This is a genomic window from Serratia rhizosphaerae, from assembly GCF_009817885.1.
Lineage (GTDB): Bacteria > Pseudomonadota > Gammaproteobacteria > Enterobacterales > Enterobacteriaceae > Serratia_B > Serratia_B rhizosphaerae.
Map to the genome: position 1 here is coordinate 79,476 of NZ_CP041764.1, position 14,412 is coordinate 93,887.

Sequence of the window (14,412 nt, forward strand, 5' to 3'; positions counted from 1 at the left end):
AAGGCGCTCATTCTTCAACAACCTTCTTAAATTTCGTACCAAAATCCCGGCGCGGAACTACGCAGTCATACGGATAACCAGGACGGCGGAAAATAACCCGATGGTTAACCTGATCTACGCCGATTACGTGCACCAGGCGACCATGGTCGTCATGACAGTCCATCTCAAACGGCACGATCTGTTCGTTTTCCATCGCGCCCCCCTTGAGCCAGAAATCCCAGCGTTTCCCACAAATTACGCGCTACCGTGTGGTTGATACCCTGCCAGCGCCCCTGTACATTCAGCTCATACGAAAACGCCGCAGCACTACGACCACCGGACACTGGCCGGCAGCGCAGTTGCGGAATACTCGAAAAATTGCGTACACTGTTCATGCGTTAATTTCTCTCACACGTTAAATTGATGCGCCGACGCCCGGGACCGCATATCCTGGGCGTCACCCTTTCCGAACATCATCACTGTCACGGCGTAGATCTCCGCCACCAGCGTCTGAATCCGATAACCTTTAGCTTTCAACTTCTTGCTTTCGTCACTGTCCAACACACCGTCAGAGGTAAAGTCGTTATGCGCCTTGGCAAATACACCCAGTGCCGCCATCAGTTCGTTGAACTTGATCAGCAGCTCTTCGTTATCCACCTGACCAACCTCCGGCAGTTTCACGAACACACCACCAGCGCGCGTACACATCGCCTCTGTGATATCTGTTCGCTCGCTGATCTGCTCCATCTGAATGGCCATGCCCATTGGCACCATCTGGCCACCGACCTGGCGAACGCGGTTGCGCAGCGCGTTATGGGTGCCGTCGTGTGCCAGCTCCTGCGCCATCGCTTCATATCCACCAGCAAACGACGTGATCAGCCGGTGCATTGCATCGGTTATATCGCTCTGGGTTGGGAAGTCTTTGTTATCCACAGAATTACTCCGCTTGTTGTGGTTTTTGTTAAGCCGCTGGCGCGGTAGCATTTTGGAAAACATCAGGACGTAATCTTTCTTTGGGGATCCCCGTAATGCTCTCTATGGCTGATGCCTGTTTAGCTGGCGGCTTTTTCTCTCTGTGTAGCCAGTTCCATACCTGCTGTTGCTTTACTGGTTTTGTGGAAATTTCAGTTAATTTCCGCGCCAACTCTGATTGACCACCAGCAACTTTGATCGCCTCGATTAAGGCGGATTGCTCAGGCGTCATAGTTTTCCTCCTGCAAAGGTAAGTGAAAGTTGTAAACACGGATGATTATACAACTACAACAACTTTTATCACAACTTTTAGGTGTTGGAAAGCCAAAACGCAAAGTTGTAACCTCGCAACAGCAGAGGAGATAAGTTGTGAAAACACTTGCAGATAGGTTTAAATTTGCGCGGGAAAATTCTGGCCTCAGCCAGGATGAACTGGCGGCCAAGGTAGGAGTTACTCAGCAATCGATAGCTAAAATTGAGAATGGAATTACTTTGCAGCCAAGAAAAATCAAAGAATTAGCCCTATCCCTTGGGGTTTCTCAGCAATGGTTGCAGCTTGGAATTGAAGAAAATGCTGAGCTTTCAAATTATGTCGTTAAAGAGTCTGAGGAGACACTCCTTGACCCTGAATTATTTGTGAGCGTACCTATCCTTGATATAGAACTATCAGCCGGCAACGGAGCTGAAGCCGAACTGATTGAATCATGCTCCGATACGTTTCCCCTGCGCAGAGATGATCTCCGTAAGGCTGGTGTTAACGCCTGCAATGCAAGAATAGTGAAGATATGGGGCAATAGCTTGCTCCCAGTATTGACCAATGGTGACTATGTTGCGGTTGACACCACTCACACCCAAAGCATTCGTGATGGAGATCTATACGCAGTGCGTGATGGCGTGCTATTACGAGTAAAAACTCTAATTTGCCTGCCTGACGGTGGGTTAATATTGCGGAGTTTCAATAAAGAAGAGTACCCAGATGAGGTACTCTCTTATGACGAACGCAGGGCTAGGGTCCACGTAATAGGCCGAGTTTTTTGGTCATCACGTTCATGGTAAAAATTCGAATAAGTTTTCTTCAGAAATGATTTTCAACTTTGCACCCTCTTCATCACGATAACTTATCGCCTTTTCTATTTTTCTTCCGTGGCTGGAAAACTTCCAGTCACGTGATGATAATGTACCTATAACAAGGTAATCTAATTTCTTTGTAATATTACTTATAATATGACCGCCCGCTAATTTAATCCTGCCTTCAACAATTGACCTTTTTCCAGCCATAAATACGCCCGTTAAGCAAAATATCTTTCCATCAACGTCGGATGAGAAATCAGAGTCAACAGGCAAACGTGTCGCCAAACCATCTACCACTCCGCTATCAAGGTCACACCCAGTAAAATCAACTAGTGCCTTGTGCAAGGATGCGCTTTCTTCTGGTGTAATAACTCCATCACTAAGAATTTCCTTAACAAGTGTATAAAGGTGACTTCCAGGGTAGTTTTTCTTTAGCGCACCATTCTGTGTTAACCACCAATCTAGGTACCTAATTTCATTTTCGCTTAGTTCCCTATCGCTGATTAACCCTTTGCACAAACCATTTAACAAATGTAAGTCTGATTCAACTGAGTAAAAATCAACATCAGGGATATCAAGAATATCTTTCTGTATAGCGTGAAGATGCTGCTTAAGGTCTTCGCGTTCTTCTGTAGTGATAACCCCGTCAGCGAGAATTGATGATACTCGCGCTGATAAACTTTTAATTACACCGTTTTTTATTATCTGCTGCGCTTCCATGAGCCAAGTATCTAGATAAAGCACCTCTTCATCTTTAACAACCCCATCAGCAACGATACCATCTATGATACTGATAAGGTTTGCAAAAAGCTTATCTCTATTCTGTGTGTAGTTAAAAATGTACAACTTGTCTTCCATACACCCTCCTTTTTTCACCATCCTTACACTCAACCGTTGTGTAATCAAACCACATAAAGTTGTTGACACATCGAATCATCACAACTAAATTACACCTTAAAGTTGTTAAACAAGCGAACAGGCAGGACGCCCACGAAGTAGCCGCCCGAGGCACATGAAGATCGGGATGATTCGCTAACCAGGTACACAGCAGAGGGTTACACGATGGAAAATAAAGAACCGGTAATTATCGCAGGCAACCTTAGCGAAAACGAACTGCACGAATGGATGTCAGCGAAGATCAGGGCCATTAACGAACTGAAGCTGCTTAATGAGGAAAAAGCCTCATTGGAACTGAGGCTTGTAGAACTGAATGGCCAAATCCGATCTGTTAGTCAACGGAGTTGTATAGCAGTTTTTCAGCAAACTCGGGATTCCATTCCTCATCGGTGATGTCAGGGAATACCACTGGAGGATGCTCCCGGCTGATAGAGGTAAGGATTCTTGATGCTTCAGGTGGTAGGGACTCTAACGACAGTTCGTCATGAAGGGCCAGAAGGACATCGGAAAGAGTGAGGGAGTGAATCTCAGCTAGCGGCCACTTGTACTTAGCCAGAAGCTTGTGGTGCAGCGCAGATTTTCCTCTGAGGTCGTTAAATCGATTGCCGGCCTCAACGCGGTGCTGAGATATGACGGCATCGAGAGCGCAAAGTTGTATGGCGCGATTGTAGACGCATGACATTGCAGCTTGGTCGATAAAACCTGTGGTTTTTACATTTCGCACCTGCGCTACATGTTCTTTGGTTTTTTCGAATAAGTGGGCAAATCCTTTGAGCATGGCAATTTCCTTCTTGGCTGTGTGAGAACTACCAAGAATACCACCGAGCCTGAAGTGGTTAAAAGACAGGCATCAAAATTATGCGGCCTGCCGGGGCCACCGTAGCTAACGCGAGCGCGGATATCCGGCAACGAATAATGCAAGCTGTGTGTAGTCTTTGGCGGCTGTTCCATGGGTTGGTGTCAGCCGCACTTTTTTCACAATTGACGTGGTTCGCTGTGCCGGTTTCCCCTTAAACCTTTACACAGTATAAGCCCCGGCGCGGCGCACCACTTGAGTTGTGAGAGAAACGCGGGATCCGGCCGCTATGCGGGCTGTCGGACTCCCCTTCTAAAACCCGATTTTCTATCTGCGAAAAATTGCCAGGTCTGGCAGGGCTTCGCTTTGCCGAAAATCAGCGAGAAGGAATAACGTATGTCGTGGATTACCACATTTACCGGCCAACACTTTAACTTTGCGGCGCCGGACGTTGAAAGCATCTGCATTGAGGATATCGCCCAGGCGCTGGCGCATGAATGCCGCTTTGCCGGCCATCTGCCGAACTTCTACAGCGTCGCGCAGCATTCCGTTCTGTGCAGCAAAATTGTCGCGCCAGAGTTCGCGCTGGAAGCCCTGCTGCATGATGCCTCCGAGGCATATTGCAAAGACATCCCCGCCCCACTGAAACGCATGCTGCCCGATTACCAGGCGGTTGAATGCCATATCGACATGGTGATCCGTGAGCGTTTTGGCCTGCCGTTGGTAATGGATATCGCCGTTAAGTATGCCGACCTGGTGATGCTGGCTACCGAGCGCCGAGAACTGGATATCGACGACGGCAAAGAATGGCCGATGCTCGCCGGCATTGAGCCGGCCGAAATGCTGATCACGCCAGTGATGCCAGTGCAGGCACGCGCAATGTTCATTGAGCGCTACAACGAGCTGACCGAATGGGGAGTTCTGTGATGATCAAGCGATACACACCAGACTGCTCTATTCACATGAACCATGAAATGGCGTTCATGCGCGAACTGGCCGGCGGCGAGTATGTGAAGTATTCAGACCACCAGCAGCTGCTGGATGAACTGGCTGTTGGTAACAGCATGTACCGCGAAGCGATCAGGACTGCGCGTCGGCTAATTAACGTTGATGAAATGGGAGATGCTGACGTCGTACTGGCGAAAGCAGAATGCAGCATTAGCAGCAATGCCGCCGCAGTGCGCGAAATCGAGGCTCAGGCCGTGGAGAAGCTAGCGGAGCGTTGGCGGACGGCGGCAAAACTGGCGAACGATGACGGTGAGTTTCGTGCTGCATACAGGCTCGCGTTTGATGCTGTGCGCGCTTCTCAATTCGCAACAGAGCTGCGGGAGGGGAAATAACATGGCCTGTAATTGCTTTGAAAAAACTGCCGCGCTGTTCAAACAACACATTTCTGCGAAGGTCGGAGATGCTCTTGGCGAGATTGAAGAGGCAGGGTTCGAACACTCACTCTACAACTTCCACGGAGGAGATCACTCTCCAGTGGCTTTGAACTTCCAGTTTCGCTATTACCGCAAGCGTAAAGGCGGCGGTTTGGCTACCAATAAAACCAAGTTAGATCACCTGTGCATTATGAGCTACTGCCCTCTCTGTGGAACTAAGTTCGAAGGCGACGGAATACAGACGGAGGCCAGCAATGACTGAACTGAAGCCGTGCCCGTTCTGCGGAAAGATCGGCGATAAAAACGAATCTCCTCTGCTTATTACCATGAAAAAAACGGTTTGGCCTGCAGAAGTTGAGCTGATTTTTTCTCAAGTAGAGCGGGCATCGTCTTTGCCTTCGTCACATCAGGAGCGGCTGCGCTATCACATCAACAGAATGTTGTTGGAAAGCGTACCGATTCAAAAAATAACCACCGTCATATCGTCACTTGTAGAAAAATTGGAGCAATACGCATGAGAGAAATCATCGTTGATAATTTTGCCGGTGGCGGCGGAGCGAGCACGGGTATTGAAATGGCCACTGGTCGTAGCGTTGACATTGCGATTAATCACGACGTTAACGCGATCGCGATGCACACAACGAATCACCCAGAAACGCTGCATTACTGTGAATCGGTGTTTGATATTGACCCGGTGGCCGCGACCGCCGGTCGGCCGGTCGGTTTGGCGTGGTTCAGCCCAGATTGTCGGCATTTCAGTAAAGCGAAAGGCTCCGCACCGGTGAAGAAAGAAATCCGGGGATTGGCATGGATCGTCATTCGCTGGGCGCTGCGCACTCAATTCCGCTGTGGCTATCTCGAAAACGTTGAAGAGTTTAAAACGTGGGGTCCGCTTGTCGCGGATGCTGATGGTAATGAGCGGCCGTGCCCGGCCCGGGCGGGAGAGACGTTTGAGGCATTCGTCGCGATGCTTTCGACGGGCATCAATGCAGATCACCCGGCGCTGGCCGAATGCTGCGAAACCTTGGGTATTGAGGCGGGTAGTGATGACCACCAGCGACTGATTCATGGGTTGGGGTATGCCGTGGATTTTCGTGAGCTACGAGCCTGCGACTATGGCGCACCGACAATCCGCCGCCGGTTTTTTATGGTGATGCGCTGCGATGGGAAACATGTCGTGTGGCCAGAGCCAACGCATGGCGATCCGAAATCGCTGGAAGTGCAAAGCGGTAAGCTGCAGCCGTGGCGCACTGCAGCAGAATGTATTGACTGGTCAATTCCATGCCCGAGCATTTTCGAGCGCAAGCGGCCGCTGGCTGAAAATACCCTGCGCCGTATAGCACGCGGTCTACAGCGCTTTGTCCTGAATAATCCATCGCCATTCATTGTCGGTGCCGGAGGTTCGGAGTATCAGGCGAAACCACGTAGTGCTGATATGCCGATGCACACAATTCTGAAAGAGTCCCGCGCTGCATTGGTAACGCCATACATTGCGCGCATCGGGCAGACAGGATTTGGCGGCACCCGCATGGCGTATAACGCGCTGGATCCGCTGACGACTGTCACAAGTAAAGCTGAACACCTGTTAGTGGCACCGATCATCGCCCGGCAATTCGGCGCAAGCGTCGGTCACCGAGCCGATGAACCCAGCGCAACTATCACCGCAGGTGGCGGCGGTAAATCGCAGCTGGTAGCGCCAACGTTAATCCAGGTTGGTTACGGTGAAGGACCGGGTCAGGCACCGCGCGCCCTTGACCTTGGTAAGTCGCTGGGGACGGTGACCGCTGGCGGCAATAAGTTTGCCATTGCTGCAGCGCACCTGATTAAACACTATGGCGGGAACTACACAGGTGCTGGCGCCGGATTGGATGAGCCGACGCACACGGTAACGACCACAGACCACCACGCGCTCGTATCCTCGCACCTGGTCAAGTTGCGCGGAACCTGCAAAGACGGCCAGGCCGTTACGGAGCCAATGCCTACGATTACAGCTGGCGGTCTGCATATTGGCGAGGTACGGGCGTTCTTGCTGAAGTATTACGGCAACGAGAAAGAGGGGCTGAACATTGAAGACCCGCTGCACACCGTGACAAGCCGAGATCGGTTCGGTTTGGTGACTGTCGCCGGCATCGATTATCAGATCGTCGATATCGGTATGCGTATGTTGCAGCCGCATGAGCTGTATGCGGCTCAGGGTTTCCCGGGATGGTACATCATTGACCAGGACTACCGTGGGGTGAAATACGCGAAAGATAAGCAAGTAGCTCGATGCGGCAATGCGGTTCCGCCACCGTTCGCAGAAGCATTGGTTCGCGCGAATCAGCCGGAGTTGTGCGTTTCTCAAGGAGGTATTGCAGCATGATTTTCACAATCTATGCCGCCATGTTCGCAGCAGCACCGGAGGTGGGCCAGTGAGAACGCTCATTATCAGCGCCATAGCCACCAGCCCGGTCATGCTGTTATATCCAGTGCTCGGTTGGCCAGCGGTGGCTGTTTTGATCCTAAATACACTGATTTTAGCGGGTGTCGTGCGGTATATCTCAAACAGAAATCGTGATGATTCAGATAGTTGGGACGGTTATTAGAGATCCTCACAATGGCAAAGACAGCAGCTGAAAGAAAGGCCGCACAGCGGGAAAGGCAAAAAAATGATGGCGTGGCAAAGTTCGAATTGAAGCTCGACCGCCAGGAACTGGAAATGCTACGCGAGAACTGCGCAGCGCGCAGGCCACAACGGGAACCGTACGACATGGACGAGTACATCACGATGCTGATCAGGAAGGATAACGCTGAACTAAAAAAGCAAATGGCGGCGCTCAGTGAGCGCTGCTGCGGGAAGTGTAAAGACAAGCTGCCCGGCGATCCTGCCGGGTGTTACTTCCTTGGAGACTCGGAGTGCTGGCAGACGTACGGCTGGCATGAATTAAAACTAATGGCGTGACATGTCACGGCGTGAACCCCGTATGCGGCGGGTAGTGTGAGGGAATTATGTTACAGATGTTGACGTTAGAAGAATGGGCAGCAGAACGGTATCGGAGCAGGCCCCCCTCTCTTAATACTCTGCGCAGATGCGCTAAAGAGGGGCATTTCGTCCCACCAGCAAAAAAAGAGGGTCGATGGTGGCGCGTACGGGAAGATGCCGAGCTTGTTGGATCACTGGCTGTGCCAGAAACAAAGAAAAGCGACAACCCTAGGTTAAAGAGGATATTGAGTGATGGCTGCCAGACCACGGAAAAATAATGTAAACATACCGAACCTCTATCCGCTGTATAACCGAGTCGTCAATAAAGTCTATTGGCGCTACCGACACCCAATTACTGGAAAATTCCATGCTCTGGGTGATAACGAGCAGGAGGCAAGGGAGATCGCGATAGAGGCAAATAACCGATTAGCTGAACAAAGATGCCGACAAATGTTAGCGATAAGCGACAGAGTTGCGCAGATCCGTGGCAAAGAAATTACTGTCAGTACCTGGCTTGATCGGTATTGGAAAATACAAGAAGAGCGCCTTAATGCGGGTGACATCAAGCTAAACACGTTCAAACAGAAACGAAAACCAGTTGCTCTACTGCGCCAACGCTATGCAATGAAACCGCTACCTGCAGTGGATGCTCGCGATATTGCGGCGCTGCTGGATGAATACACAACCGCAGGACAGCCACGCATGGCCCAGATTGTCCGTTCTGTCCTGATCGACGTATTCAAAGAAGCGCAGCATGTTGGTGAGGTTCCACCTGGATATAACCCTGCACTTGCCACCAAGCAGCCACGCAGGAAAATTACAAGGCAGCGCCTCAGCCTGCAGGAGTGGCAGCAGATTTTTGATATCGCAGACAAGAGCCATCGGTATATGGGTAATGCAATGCTGCTAGCCTTGGTTACTGGCCAGCGCCTCGGTGATATCTCAGCGATGAAATTCAATGATATATGGGATGATTGTTTGCATGTTGTGCAAGAGAAAACTGGCACCAAGCTGGCGATCCCCCTCTCACTTCGCTGTGACGCAATAAACATGTCACTACGTGAAGTGATCGCGCGCTGCAGAGATTACGCTGTCAGCCCGTATCTGGTGCATTACTTCCGCACGACATCGATGGCACAGCGTGGCGCCCAGGTTACTGGCAATACGCTCACTACCAATTTCAGTAAAGCGAGGGATAAGGCAAACATAAATTGGGGTGAAGGGACGCCGGCAACATTTCACGAGCAGCGTTCACTGTCCGAGCGACTCTATAGCGAACAGGGGATCAACACCCAGCTATTATTAGGCCATAAATCTCAGAAACAGACGGATGGCTATCACGATGATCGCGGAAAGGACTGGATCACAATAGCAGTGTGAGAGTAGGTTTTTGGAGGGGTTTTTGATAAAACGTTTTGATAATGTTTTGATAAAAAATGCAGTTCGTATAGTAAAAAAACGGGAGCACTCAGGCTCCCGCTTTCAATCAAACGCTCAACACATTACATGTGTTCGACGATAGCGTCGCCAAACTCTGAACATTTCAGCAGCTTAGCGCCTTCCATCAGGCGTTCGAAGTCATAGGTCACGGTCTTGGCGGCGATAGCGCCTTCCATACCCTTAACGATCAGGTCGGCAGCTTCGAACCAGCCCAGGTGACGCAGCATCATTTCTGCAGACAGGATAACGGAACCTGGGTTCACTTTGTCCTGGCCGGCATATTTTGGTGCGGTGCCGTGGGTGGCTTCAAACAGCGCGCACTCGTCGCCGATGTTGGCGCCCGGCGCGATGCCGATGCCGCCAACCTGCGCAGCCAGTGCGTCAGAGATGTAGTCGCCGTTCAGGTTCATACAGGCGATCACGTCGTACTCCGCCGGACGCAGCAGGATCTGCTGCAGGAAGGCGTCGGCGATCACGTCTTTAACCACGATCTCTTTGCCGGTGTTCGGGTTCTTGATTTTCAGCCACGGGCCGCCGTCAATCAGTTCACCGCCGAACTCTTCGCGCGCCAGTTCGTAGCCCCAGTCTTTGAAGGCACCTTCGGTGAACTTCATGATGTTGCCTTTGTGAACCAGCGTCACGGAATCACGGTCGTTGGTGATCGCGTATTCGATCGCCGCACGCACCAGACGTTTGGTGCCTTCTTCTGAACATGGCTTCACGCCGATGCCGCACTGCTCTGGGAAACGGATTTTCTGCACGCCCATTTCGTCGCGCAGGAATTTGATCACTTTATCCGCTTCGGCAGAACCGGCTTTCCATTCGATACCGGCGTAGATGTCTTCGGCGTTTTCACGGAAGATCACCATATCGGTCAATTCTGGGTGTTTAACCGGGCTAGGGGTGCCCTGGTAGTAACGCACCGGGCGCAGGCAGACATACAGATCCAGCTGCTGACGCAGGGCAACGTTCAGAGAACGGATACCGCCGCCGACCGGGGTGGTCAGAGGGCCTTTAATGGCAACGCGGTAGTCGCGGATCAGGTCCAGAGTTTCGTCCGGCAGCCACACGTCTTTCCCGTAAACGTGGGTGGATTTTTCGCCGGTGTAGATTTCCATCCAGGAGATTTTACGCTCGCCGTGGTAAGCCTTATCAACCGCAGCATTAACCACATTAATCATGGCAGGGGTCACGTCAACGCCGATACCGTCGCCTTCGATGAACGGAATGATCGGGTTATGCGGAACAACCAGTTTACCCTGGGCATCGACCGTAATTTTTTTACCTTCTGCCGGAACAACTACTTTGCTTTCCATCAACCTCTCCTTCAAGCGCAATTTTTGTTAATGCTTTGTAAGATGCGTGTCAATACTACTCGAATATTCAATCCGCGCCAATCCGAAACGGATTCAGTTATAATGCGCCTATCATCCGCAAGTACAATAGATATGAATAAATTCCCTGTTAAAAAACACCAAGTTAAACGATTCAGCCGACCGAATAGCGCCAAACGCCCTGTCCCGTCGGGACCACGCCGGGTGGTGTTATTCAACAAACCCTTCGATGTGCTGCCACAGTTCACCGATGAAGCCGGCCGCAGCACGCTGAAGGAATTTATTCCCTTTAACGACGTCTACGCCGCCGGACGCCTGGACCGCGACAGCGAAGGACTGCTGGTGCTGACCAACGACGGCAAACTGCAGGCGCAGCTCACCCAGCCGGGCAAGCGCACCGGCAAAGTCTATTACGTACAGGTAGAAGGCGATCCGCAGGAGAGCGATCTGGCGCAGTTACGCAGCGGCGTAACGCTGAAGGACGGCCCCACCCTGCCCGCCGGTGTCGAGCGGGTGGCGGAGCCCGCGTGGCTGTGGCCGCGTACGCCGCCTATCCGCGAACGCAAAAGCATCCCCACCAGCTGGTTGAAAATTACGCTGCATGAAGGGCGAAATCGTCAGGTGCGTCGCATGACGGCGCATATCGGGTTCCCTACTCTGCGTCTGATTCGCTACAGTATGGGGAATCTTTCATTAGGTGATTTACAGCCTGGTGAATGGAAAACCACGGATTCACCGTAGCCAATCGGAGAGTTGCGCCATGAAAACGTTCAGTACCCTGCTGTTAACCACGCTGCTGTGCGCCGCCGGCGCGCAGGCCGCCAGTTTCGATTGCCGCAAGGCCGTCGCCAAGGATGAACAGGCGATTTGCGCCAGCCGATCGCTGAGCGATAAAGACGTTGAAATGGCCACCAAATATCAGTTTCTGCGCGGCCTGTTCGCCATGGGTTTTCGCGGCGAAATGCAGGATCGGCAAAACAGCTGGTTGGAAAAACGTAAACAGTGCGGCAGCGACGTCGCCTGTCTGAGCAACAGCTACCGGCAGCGCATCGGCGAGCTGGACGCGATTTACAACAAAATCGATCGGCCGCTGTAAGGAGGCGTCATGTTCAAACCGCACGTTACCGTCGCCAACGTGGTGCACGCCGCCGGCAAGTTTTTAATCGTTGAAGAGACCGTGAACCACAAGGCGCTGTGGAACCAGCCCGCCGGCCACCTGGAGGCCGACGAGACGCTGCTGCAGGCCGCCGAACGTGAACTGTGGGAAGAGACCGGCATCCGCGCCGCGCCGCAGTCATTTCTGAAAATGCACCAGTGGATCGCGCCGGACGGCACGCCGTTCCTGCGCTTTTGTTTCGTTGTCGAACTGCCGGCCATCGTGCCGACCGCGCCGCAGGACAGCGATATCGACCGCTGCCTGTGGCTCAGCGCCGACGAGATTCTGCACGCCTCCAACCTGCGCTCACCGCTGGTGGCGGAGAGCCTGCGCTGCTACCGGCAGCCCGAGCGCTACCCGCTTTCTCTGCTCGGCAGTTTTAACTGGCCGTACTGAAGCACAATAAGTGCCGTGCGCGCAGGCCGCCATCGTGTTAAAATCCTGCGCCTGTTTTTTATCAGCACGGTTCGTGTTCAAGTTCGTGAGATCCCCATGTCAGACAACAGCCAGAAAAAAGTAATCGTCGGAATGTCCGGCGGCGTCGACTCTTCCGTTACCGCCTATCTGTTACAGCAACAGGGCTATCAGGTCGCTGGGCTGTTTATGAAGAACTGGGAGGAAGACGACGACGAAGAGTATTGCTCCGCAGCGACCGATCTGGCCGATGCCCAGGCGGTATGCGACAAACTCGGCATTGAGCTGCATACGGTCAACTTCGCGGCGGAATACTGGGACAACGTATTCGAGCTGTTCCTGGAAGAGTACAAGGCCGGCCGCACGCCGAACCCGGACATCCTGTGCAATAAAGAAATCAAGTTTAAAGCCTTCCTGGAGTTCGCCGCCGAAGATCTGGGCGCCGACTATATCGCCACCGGCCACTATGTGCGTCGCCAGGACGTTGACGGTAAGAGCCGTCTGCTGCGCGGCGTCGACGGCAACAAAGACCAGAGCTATTTCCTGTATACCCTGAGCCATGAGCAGGTGGCGCAAAGCCTGTTCCCGGTCGGCGAGCTGGAAAAGCCGGAGGTGCGCCGCATCGCCGAACAGCTGGAGCTGGTCACCGCCAAGAAAAAAGACTCCACCGGCATCTGCTTTATCGGCGAACGTAAGTTCCGCGACTTCCTCGGCCGCTATCTGCCGGCGCAGCCCGGCCCGATTATTACCGTCGACGGTCAGACCATCGGCCAGCATCAGGGGCTGATGTACCACACGCTGGGCCAGCGTAAAGGGCTCGGCATCGGCGGCATGAAAGACAGCAGCGAAGATCCGTGGTACGTGGTCGACAAAGACGTCGCCAACAACGTACTGATCGTCGCCCAGGGTCACGACCATCCGCGCCTGATGTCGCTTGGTCTGATCGCCCAACAGCTGCACTGGGTCGATCGCCAGCCGCTGACCGCCCCGCTGCGCTGTACGGTGAAAACCCGCTACCGCCAGCAGGATCTGCCGTGCACCATCACGCCGATCGACGATCAACGCATCGAAGTGCGCTTCGACGAACCGGTCGCGGCGGTGACGCCGGGCCAGTCGGCGGTGTTCTACCAGGGTGAAATCTGCCTGGGCGGCGGCATTATCGAACAGCGCCTGCCGCTCGAGGAAGGTTAAGCCGCGGCACAGCCGGCACCCGGCCCGGCGCGCCGGCAATGCGCGCTGGGTTTAGCCCGCGTTTTATGGCATGATTTGCAACATTCACGATCATTATCGTTACCGGCGCGGGCAAAAGTTATCGTTTTGCCGTCACGCAGCCTGTCACCGTAAGCCATGTACCGTATACAGGAGTATTCGTGGCGAAGAATTATTATGACATCACGTTGGCCATGGCCGGAATCAGCCAGTCAGCGCGTTTGGTTCAGCAGCTCGCGCATGAAGGGCAATGCGACCGCGACGCGTTGCACACCTCGCTCAGCAGCCTGCTGCAGATGAACCCCTCCTCTACGCTGGCGGTATTCGGCGGCGAAGAACGTAATCTGAAAGTCGGTCTGGAAACGCTGATGGGCGTACTGAACGCCAATAATAAAGGCCCCGGCGCCGAACTGACCCGCTACACCATCAGCCTGATGGTGCTGGAACGCAAGCTCAACGCCAACAAACAGGCGATGAATACCCTCGGCGAACGCCTTGAACAGCTGGAGCGTCAGCTGGCGCATTTCGAGCTGGAATCCGACACCATTATCAGCGCGCTGGCCGGCATCTATGTCGACGTGGTCAGCCCGCTGGGGCCGCGCATTCAGGTCACCGGTTCACCGGCCATTTTACAAAACAGCCAGGTGCAGGCCAAAGTGCGCGCCACGCTGCTGGCCGGCATCCGCGCCGCCGTGCTGTGGCAACAGGTCGGCGGCAGCCGCCTGCAGTTAATGTTTTCCCGTAATCGTCTGTTCACACAGGCGCAAAATATCGTTGCTCATTGTTAATTTTCCCAGGAG

Annotated in this window: 20 protein-coding genes; 14 read left to right on the forward strand and 6 right to left on the reverse strand. The window is 53.0% G+C overall.

The genetic code is table 11. The features are described 5' to 3' along the window. Positions 1-7 precede the first annotated feature (7 nt). The 3 genes from FO014_RS00435 to FO014_RS00445 all read right to left on the reverse strand — a co-directional run bounded on the left by FO014_RS00435 (position 8) and on the right by FO014_RS00445 (position 1,183). Positions 8-193, reverse strand: a complete 186-nt coding sequence (locus tag FO014_RS00435) for a DUF4222 domain-containing protein (protein WP_160026973.1) — start codon at positions 191-193, stop codon at positions 8-10. Between the two features lie 194 nt (positions 194-387). Then, the gene (locus FO014_RS00440; protein ID WP_160026975.1) at positions 388-912 is read right to left on the reverse strand and encodes a YmfL family putative regulatory protein; all 525 of its coding nucleotides are present in this window, start codon (positions 910-912) and stop codon (positions 388-390) included. 28 nt (positions 913-940) lie between these two features. Continuing rightward, the gene (locus tag FO014_RS00445) at positions 941-1,183 is read right to left on the reverse strand and encodes a transcriptional regulator (protein WP_160026977.1); all 243 of its coding nucleotides are present in this window, start codon (positions 1,181-1,183) and stop codon (positions 941-943) included. Positions 1,184-1,320: 137 nt separating this feature from the next. On the opposite strand from FO014_RS00445, the gene FO014_RS00450 reads away from it, so the two are divergent. Continuing rightward, positions 1,321-2,007, forward strand: a complete 687-nt coding sequence (locus tag FO014_RS00450; RefSeq protein WP_160026979.1) for an XRE family transcriptional regulator — start codon at positions 1,321-1,323, stop codon at positions 2,005-2,007. Here the strand turns inward: FO014_RS00450 and FO014_RS00455 are convergent. Both FO014_RS00455 and FO014_RS00460 read right to left on the reverse strand, forming a co-directional pair. Further along, positions 1,999-2,880, reverse strand: a complete 882-nt coding sequence (locus FO014_RS00455) for a BRCT domain-containing protein (protein ID WP_160026981.1) — start codon at positions 2,878-2,880, stop codon at positions 1,999-2,001. The two genes, FO014_RS00450 and FO014_RS00455, sit on opposite strands and share 9 nt — an antisense overlap. A gap of 370 nt (positions 2,881-3,250) precedes the next feature. Beyond that, on the reverse strand, positions 3,251-3,697 hold the full coding sequence (locus FO014_RS00460; protein WP_160026983.1) for an ECs1072 family phage-associated protein: 447 nt from the start codon (positions 3,695-3,697) through the stop codon (positions 3,251-3,253). Positions 3,698-4,111: 414 nt separating this feature from the next. On the opposite strand from FO014_RS00460, the gene FO014_RS00465 reads away from it, so the two are divergent. The 8 genes from FO014_RS00465 (at position 4,112) to FO014_RS00500 (ending at position 9,439) form a co-directional block, all read left to right on the forward strand. Further along, a complete protein-coding gene (locus FO014_RS00465; RefSeq protein ID WP_160026985.1) occupies positions 4,112-4,642 on the forward strand; it encodes an HD family hydrolase in 531 nt (176 codons plus the stop codon). Then, positions 4,642-5,055 carry a hypothetical protein gene (locus tag FO014_RS00470; RefSeq protein WP_160026987.1) on the forward strand — a complete coding sequence of 138 codons (414 nt, stop codon included), beginning with the start codon at positions 4,642-4,644 and terminating at the stop codon, positions 5,053-5,055. Before FO014_RS00465 ends, FO014_RS00470 begins: the two co-directional genes overlap by 1 nt. A gap of 1 nt (position 5,056) precedes the next feature. Continuing rightward, positions 5,057-5,359, forward strand: coding sequence for a hypothetical protein (locus FO014_RS00475; protein WP_160026989.1), 303 nt, complete (start codon positions 5,057-5,059; stop codon positions 5,357-5,359). Continuing rightward, a complete protein-coding gene (locus FO014_RS00480; protein ID WP_160026991.1) occupies positions 5,352-5,615 on the forward strand; it encodes a hypothetical protein in 264 nt (87 codons plus the stop codon). Before FO014_RS00475 ends, FO014_RS00480 begins: the two co-directional genes overlap by 8 nt. Further along, entirely contained in the window at positions 5,612-7,459 is a 1,848-nt protein-coding gene (locus tag FO014_RS00485) for a DNA cytosine methyltransferase (RefSeq protein ID WP_160026993.1), read from the forward strand. Before FO014_RS00480 ends, FO014_RS00485 begins: the two co-directional genes overlap by 4 nt. A gap of 234 nt (positions 7,460-7,693) precedes the next feature. Next, positions 7,694-8,038, forward strand: coding sequence for a hypothetical protein (locus FO014_RS00490; RefSeq protein WP_160026995.1), 345 nt, complete (start codon positions 7,694-7,696; stop codon positions 8,036-8,038). 47 nt (positions 8,039-8,085) lie between these two features. Beyond that, on the forward strand, positions 8,086-8,337 hold the full coding sequence (locus tag FO014_RS00495) for an excisionase (protein WP_160026997.1): 252 nt from the start codon (positions 8,086-8,088) through the stop codon (positions 8,335-8,337). Continuing rightward, on the forward strand, positions 8,312-9,439 hold the full coding sequence (locus tag FO014_RS00500) for a site-specific integrase (protein ID WP_160026999.1): 1,128 nt from the start codon (positions 8,312-8,314) through the stop codon (positions 9,437-9,439). The genes FO014_RS00495 and FO014_RS00500 overlap by 26 nt, the downstream gene beginning before the upstream one ends. A gap of 122 nt (positions 9,440-9,561) precedes the next feature. On the opposite strand, the gene icd is transcribed toward FO014_RS00500, so the two are convergent. Next, positions 9,562-10,815 carry an NADP-dependent isocitrate dehydrogenase gene (gene icd, locus FO014_RS00505; protein ID WP_105233282.1) on the reverse strand — a complete coding sequence of 418 codons (1,254 nt, stop codon included), beginning with the start codon at positions 10,813-10,815 and terminating at the stop codon, positions 9,562-9,564. A 132-nt stretch (positions 10,816-10,947) separates the two neighbouring features. Here icd and rluE point away from each other — a divergent pair, with 132 nt between their 5' ends. The 5 genes from rluE to hflD all read left to right on the forward strand — a co-directional run bounded on the left by rluE (position 10,948) and on the right by hflD (position 14,400). Further along, entirely contained in the window at positions 10,948-11,574 is a 627-nt protein-coding gene (gene rluE, locus FO014_RS00510; protein ID WP_160027001.1) for a 23S rRNA pseudouridine(2457) synthase RluE, read from the forward strand. A 19-nt stretch (positions 11,575-11,593) separates the two neighbouring features. Beyond that, entirely contained in the window at positions 11,594-11,929 is a 336-nt protein-coding gene (locus tag FO014_RS00515; RefSeq protein ID WP_160027003.1) for a lysozyme inhibitor LprI family protein, read from the forward strand. A gap of 9 nt (positions 11,930-11,938) precedes the next feature. After that, the gene (locus tag FO014_RS00520) at positions 11,939-12,385 is read left to right on the forward strand and encodes an NUDIX hydrolase (RefSeq protein WP_160027005.1); all 447 of its coding nucleotides are present in this window, start codon (positions 11,939-11,941) and stop codon (positions 12,383-12,385) included. Between the two features lie 96 nt (positions 12,386-12,481). Then, positions 12,482-13,594, forward strand: a complete 1,113-nt coding sequence (gene mnmA / locus FO014_RS00525) for a tRNA 2-thiouridine(34) synthase MnmA (RefSeq protein ID WP_160027007.1) — start codon at positions 12,482-12,484, stop codon at positions 13,592-13,594. A gap of 179 nt (positions 13,595-13,773) precedes the next feature. Next, positions 13,774-14,400: a high frequency lysogenization protein HflD gene (gene hflD / locus FO014_RS00530; RefSeq protein WP_105230768.1), complete on the forward strand. Its 627-nt coding sequence runs from the start codon at positions 13,774-13,776 to the stop codon at positions 14,398-14,400. Positions 14,401-14,412: the final 12 nt, after the last annotated feature.

What these genes read in the sequence shown, in the direction of transcription:
- FO014_RS00435 (WP_160026973.1), bottom strand. Translation starts at nt 193, where the DNA reads ATGGAAAACGAACAGATCGTGCCGTTTGAGATGGACTGTCATGACGAC.
- FO014_RS00445 (WP_160026977.1), bottom strand. Translation starts at nt 1,183, where the DNA reads ATGACGCCTGAGCAATCCGCCTTAATCGAGGCGATCAAAGTTGCTGGT.
- FO014_RS00455 (WP_160026981.1), bottom strand. Translation starts at nt 2,880, where the DNA reads ATGGAAGACAAGTTGTACATTTTTAACTACACACAGAATAGAGATAAG.
- FO014_RS00460 (WP_160026983.1), bottom strand. Translation starts at nt 3,697, where the DNA reads ATGCTCAAAGGATTTGCCCACTTATTCGAAAAAACCAAAGAACATGTA.
- FO014_RS00465 (WP_160026985.1), top strand. Translation starts at nt 4,112, where the DNA reads ATGTCGTGGATTACCACATTTACCGGCCAACACTTTAACTTTGCGGCG.
- FO014_RS00470 (WP_160026987.1), top strand. Translation starts at nt 4,642, where the DNA reads ATGATCAAGCGATACACACCAGACTGCTCTATTCACATGAACCATGAA.
- FO014_RS00475 (WP_160026989.1), top strand. Translation starts at nt 5,057, where the DNA reads ATGGCCTGTAATTGCTTTGAAAAAACTGCCGCGCTGTTCAAACAACAC.
- FO014_RS00480 (WP_160026991.1), top strand. Translation starts at nt 5,352, where the DNA reads ATGACTGAACTGAAGCCGTGCCCGTTCTGCGGAAAGATCGGCGATAAA.
- FO014_RS00485 (WP_160026993.1), top strand. Translation starts at nt 5,612, where the DNA reads ATGAGAGAAATCATCGTTGATAATTTTGCCGGTGGCGGCGGAGCGAGC.
- FO014_RS00490 (WP_160026995.1), top strand. Translation starts at nt 7,694, where the DNA reads ATGGCAAAGACAGCAGCTGAAAGAAAGGCCGCACAGCGGGAAAGGCAA.
- FO014_RS00495 (WP_160026997.1), top strand. Translation starts at nt 8,086, where the DNA reads ATGTTACAGATGTTGACGTTAGAAGAATGGGCAGCAGAACGGTATCGG.
- FO014_RS00500 (WP_160026999.1), top strand. Translation starts at nt 8,312, where the DNA reads ATGGCTGCCAGACCACGGAAAAATAATGTAAACATACCGAACCTCTAT.
- icd (WP_105233282.1), bottom strand. Translation starts at nt 10,815, where the DNA reads ATGGAAAGCAAAGTAGTTGTTCCGGCAGAAGGTAAAAAAATTACGGTC.
- rluE (WP_160027001.1), top strand. Translation starts at nt 10,948, where the DNA reads ATGAATAAATTCCCTGTTAAAAAACACCAAGTTAAACGATTCAGCCGA.
- FO014_RS00515 (WP_160027003.1), top strand. Translation starts at nt 11,594, where the DNA reads ATGAAAACGTTCAGTACCCTGCTGTTAACCACGCTGCTGTGCGCCGCC.
- FO014_RS00520 (WP_160027005.1), top strand. Translation starts at nt 11,939, where the DNA reads ATGTTCAAACCGCACGTTACCGTCGCCAACGTGGTGCACGCCGCCGGC.
- mnmA (WP_160027007.1), top strand. Translation starts at nt 12,482, where the DNA reads ATGTCAGACAACAGCCAGAAAAAAGTAATCGTCGGAATGTCCGGCGGC.